At 41.5% G+C, this 3,320-nt stretch carries 6 protein-coding genes; 5 read left to right on the top strand and 1 reads right to left on the bottom strand.

The features are described from left to right. Positions 1 to 125 precede the first annotated feature (125 nt). The 3 genes from B4K20_RS11005 (at position 126) to B4K20_RS10995 (ending at position 1,193) form a co-directional block, all read left to right on the top strand. Positions 126 to 473: a 5-carboxymethyl-2-hydroxymuconate Delta-isomerase gene (locus tag B4K20_RS11005; RefSeq protein WP_289282914.1), complete on the top strand. Its 348-nt coding sequence runs from the start codon at positions 126 to 128 to the stop codon at positions 471 to 473. Positions 474 to 637: 164 nt separating this feature from the next. Further along, positions 638 to 856 carry a VF530 family protein gene (locus B4K20_RS11000; RefSeq protein WP_286304418.1) on the top strand — a complete coding sequence of 73 codons (219 nt, stop codon included), beginning with the start codon at positions 638 to 640 and terminating at the stop codon, positions 854 to 856. 4 nt (positions 857 to 860) lie between these two features. Next, the gene (locus tag B4K20_RS10995; RefSeq protein WP_289244737.1) at positions 861 to 1,193 is read left to right on the top strand and encodes a DMT family transporter; all 333 of its coding nucleotides are present in this window, start codon (positions 861 to 863) and stop codon (positions 1,191 to 1,193) included. Between the two features lie 5 nt (positions 1,194 to 1,198). On the opposite strand, the gene B4K20_RS10990 is transcribed toward B4K20_RS10995, so the two are convergent. Then, complete coding sequence (locus B4K20_RS10990) at positions 1,199 to 1,438, bottom strand: SDR family oxidoreductase (RefSeq protein ID WP_289282913.1); 240 nt, start codon at positions 1,436 to 1,438, stop codon at positions 1,199 to 1,201. An 11-nt stretch (positions 1,439 to 1,449) separates the two neighbouring features. On the opposite strand from B4K20_RS10990, the gene B4K20_RS10985 reads away from it, so the two are divergent. After that, entirely contained in the window at positions 1,450 to 1,749 is a 300-nt protein-coding gene (locus tag B4K20_RS10985) for a LysR substrate-binding domain-containing protein (RefSeq protein WP_349676210.1), read from the top strand. Between the two features lie 194 nt (positions 1,750 to 1,943). Then, the coding region (locus B4K20_RS10980; protein WP_289282912.1) for a sensor domain-containing diguanylate cyclase at positions 1,944 to 3,320 on the top strand (1,377 nt) is incomplete at its 3' end.

The following is a 3,320-nucleotide window of genomic DNA, read 5'->3' as shown; positions in this document are numbered from 1 at the left end:
CTGCCTAAATATCGCGAGATGTTATTTATCAAATAACTGATGTCATTGCTATTAAGGCCGCTTTAAGCGGCCTTTTCTTTTAGTGGTGTCATATCGTTTCTACAGATACAGTCAGGAGAATTGCGGTGCCACATTGTATTATCGAATATTCAACGACTCTGGCTGAGCTCACTTCAGCTGAGACATTAGTGAATACTGTTCATCAAGCAGCGATAGATTCTCTTTTATTCAAACCTGAGCATATCAAAACACGCAGTATTGCTTACCAAACGTTTAGGCTCGGCGATCATCACACACACTTTTTGCACGTGACTGTCAGACTGCATCAAGGGCGCACCCTGGAGCAAAAGAAACGTTTAAATAATTTAATCGTTGAACGGCTTTGTACAACATTACCTTTATTCGATATCACTATCACCGCAGAAACGGTGGAGATGAACACAGCCACATACGCAAAAACAACATTAGCCTAACCCAGCGTTATGAATGACTTAGTTTCATCATGCCGGCAGCAAAAGATATTACAACGCGTTTATTGTTTGAATGTTAATCTTAAGTCATACAGTAGCCGTCATGATTAAGCTTTAAAGTAAACATGACTTCATACTTGAAATGACATCTAGAAAAAAGCCTATTTATGAATCAGCAACCTAACAACCCACTGCATGGCATCACCCTCGAAACCATTGTCACTGAACTGGTCGATCATTATGGCTGGGAAGGTTTCGCTCAGAGAATTAACCTGAACTGTTTTAAAAACGACCCTTCTATTAAGTCGTCATTAAAATTTCTGCGTCGAACAGATTGGGCAAGGAAAAAAGTCGAGCAGCTTTATATCACTACATTCAAAAGGTAAGTCAGTGCCACACTGGATATATCTCGCCATTGCCATCATCGCTGAGGTCATTGCGACCTCAGCGCTGAAAGCCAGCCACGAATTTACGCGACTTGTTCCGACACTTATCGTTGTTACGGGTTACCTGACTGCTTTTTATTTTCTGACATTGTCGTTAAGAGTGATTCCTGTCGGTATTGCTTATGCTATCTGGGCAGGCTTGGGCATTGTGCTCATCGCTATCATCTCATGGATAGTATATGGGCAAAAACTCGATTTACCTGCCCTTCTCGGAATGGGCTTAATCATCTCAGGCGTACTTGTCATTAACTTATTTTCTAATACCGGCGGACACTGAATTTTTTATAAAAACATGCCGCCAGACGCCTCGATTCGTTGACCCGTAACCCATGAACTGTCATCACTCACCAGCATGGCCAATGCCTTAGCAATATCATCGGGTAATCCCACTCTGCCTAATGCAGTTTGATTAGCAATGCTGCGGTTCAACTCAGTGTTATCACGAACAGCACCACCGCCAAAATCAGTTTCAACTGCACCTGGCGCCAGTGTATTAACCCGAAGCAGTAGATGATTTAGCAAGCCATTACCTCATCGATTATGCACAAAACCTGCAAATTCAGGCTGCTATATTTGAACATATTGATCAGCATCAACTTCATCTAGTCGAGATGAAAAGCAGGCTACAAGTCAATAATTCTGATGCCTACTTATACGCCTGTTTATCCGGACAGGGTATCGCGCAATTACCCGCCCTGACTGCCCAGCCTTATCTTGCAAGTGGTGAATTAGTCGAGATACTGCCTCAACATCCCGCCCCGGTCATTCCTTTATCCATTATTTATGCCTCTCGTCGTCACGTGCCTAAACGTCTGAGTTTATTTATGGCTTAGTTACAAGAGTTAACAAACAATGCTGTGAAGAGGAATTCGACCATGCTGAAGAGAAGTAGACGATCTGCGACAAAATAGACAGTAATTTTTTTCTGTGCTAAAACCATTTGAACATTGCGTGTTTTCAACTAGGCAATTGAAAACAGGTGAAAAATGCTCACGAGATGGTTCATGTAAAGAGAGGATTTTTGCGCTTGGATACGAACACAGCTTCATTACTCCCTAGCGAGCATGATGAAAAAATGGCTTTGAAAGTCGACATCATCAACATGCTCTATAGCAGCAATCTTAAATCGATTATTGTGGCGAGTCTCGTTGCCTTAACATTGGCTTATGTTGAGTATGACCAGGTCAACAAGACAATCTTAACCTCTTGGTGTCTAATCTTTAGCGCAGTTTATGGATTACGTTTATATTCCACCATTTATTTCAAACAACACAATACGAATAACTCAAACCCTGACACTTGGCTCAATATCTTTCGCTTATCCACTTTGGCTTGTGGCATGGTTTGGGGGCTGGCTGGTTATTACTTTCTTTCTGAAACCAACGAAGTCGCTCATAAAGCCTTTATCACACTCGTTATTGTCGGTGTCACAGGTGGTGCGATGGTGGTGTATTCCGTGGATGCCATCACCTCCAAACTATTTTCCGGCAGTATCTATTTGCTGTCATTACCTGGTTTTTTTAGCAATGAAATAGAATTATCACTGGCCATGGCGGTTTTACTCGCCGTATATATTGTTTATATCTCTATTGCATCATCAAATTTAGGTAAAAAACTGCGTGAAAATATCTTGCTACATCACGCAGCGATAAAACAACAAGCTGAAATTGAGAAGTTATCACAACATCAACGTATTCACTTAGACCACACACCGATGGGGGTGATTGAATGGGATTTGAGCCTCCAGGTTGTGTCATGGAATGCTGCAGCTGAGCAAATATTTGGTTATCAGCAGGATGAAGCAATTCATCAACATGCCCGTTTCCTGTTACCAATCGACATTCAGGAGCATGTCATCCAAAAAATGAAGCAATTTATTACTGAGGGTAGCTCCAGTCATTGTCAAAATGAAAATTTGACCAAGGAGGGTGACATTATTTTCTGCGAATGGACTTACACCGCTTTGCGTGACAATCATAACCATGTCGTTGGCTTGGCAACCTTGGTTCAAAATAAAACCGAGTTTAAAAAGAGTCAGGATGAAATCCAATATCTGGCTTACTATGACACGCTAACAGATTTGCCCAACCGACGTTTGCTGACCGATCGCGTCACACAGGCCATGCACACCAGTAGTCGCAACCAATCTCACTGTGCCGTGTTTTTTATTGATTTAGATAACTTCAAAAACATTAACGATCTTCATGGGCACTCAGTGGGTGACATGCTTCTCAAATCGGTATCCACTCGACTGAAAACCATTTTAAGGGATGAAGACACCATTGCCCGTTTTGGTGGAGATGAGTTTGTTATTTTGATCCAAAATATTGGTAACACCGCTAACAAAAGCAAAGAAATATCTGAAGTTATTTCCAACAAAATTATTAATGGTATCAGTGATATA

It is taken from the genome of Methylophaga sp. UBA5088 (assembly GCF_002414625.1).
Classification (GTDB): domain Bacteria; phylum Pseudomonadota; class Gammaproteobacteria; order Nitrosococcales; family Methylophagaceae; genus Methylophaga; species Methylophaga marina.
This window is presented reverse-complemented; position numbering and strand designations above follow the sequence as displayed.

What these genes read in the sequence shown, in the direction of transcription:
- B4K20_RS11000 (WP_286304418.1), top strand. Translation starts at nt 638, where the DNA reads ATGAATCAGCAACCTAACAACCCACTGCATGGCATCACCCTCGAAACC.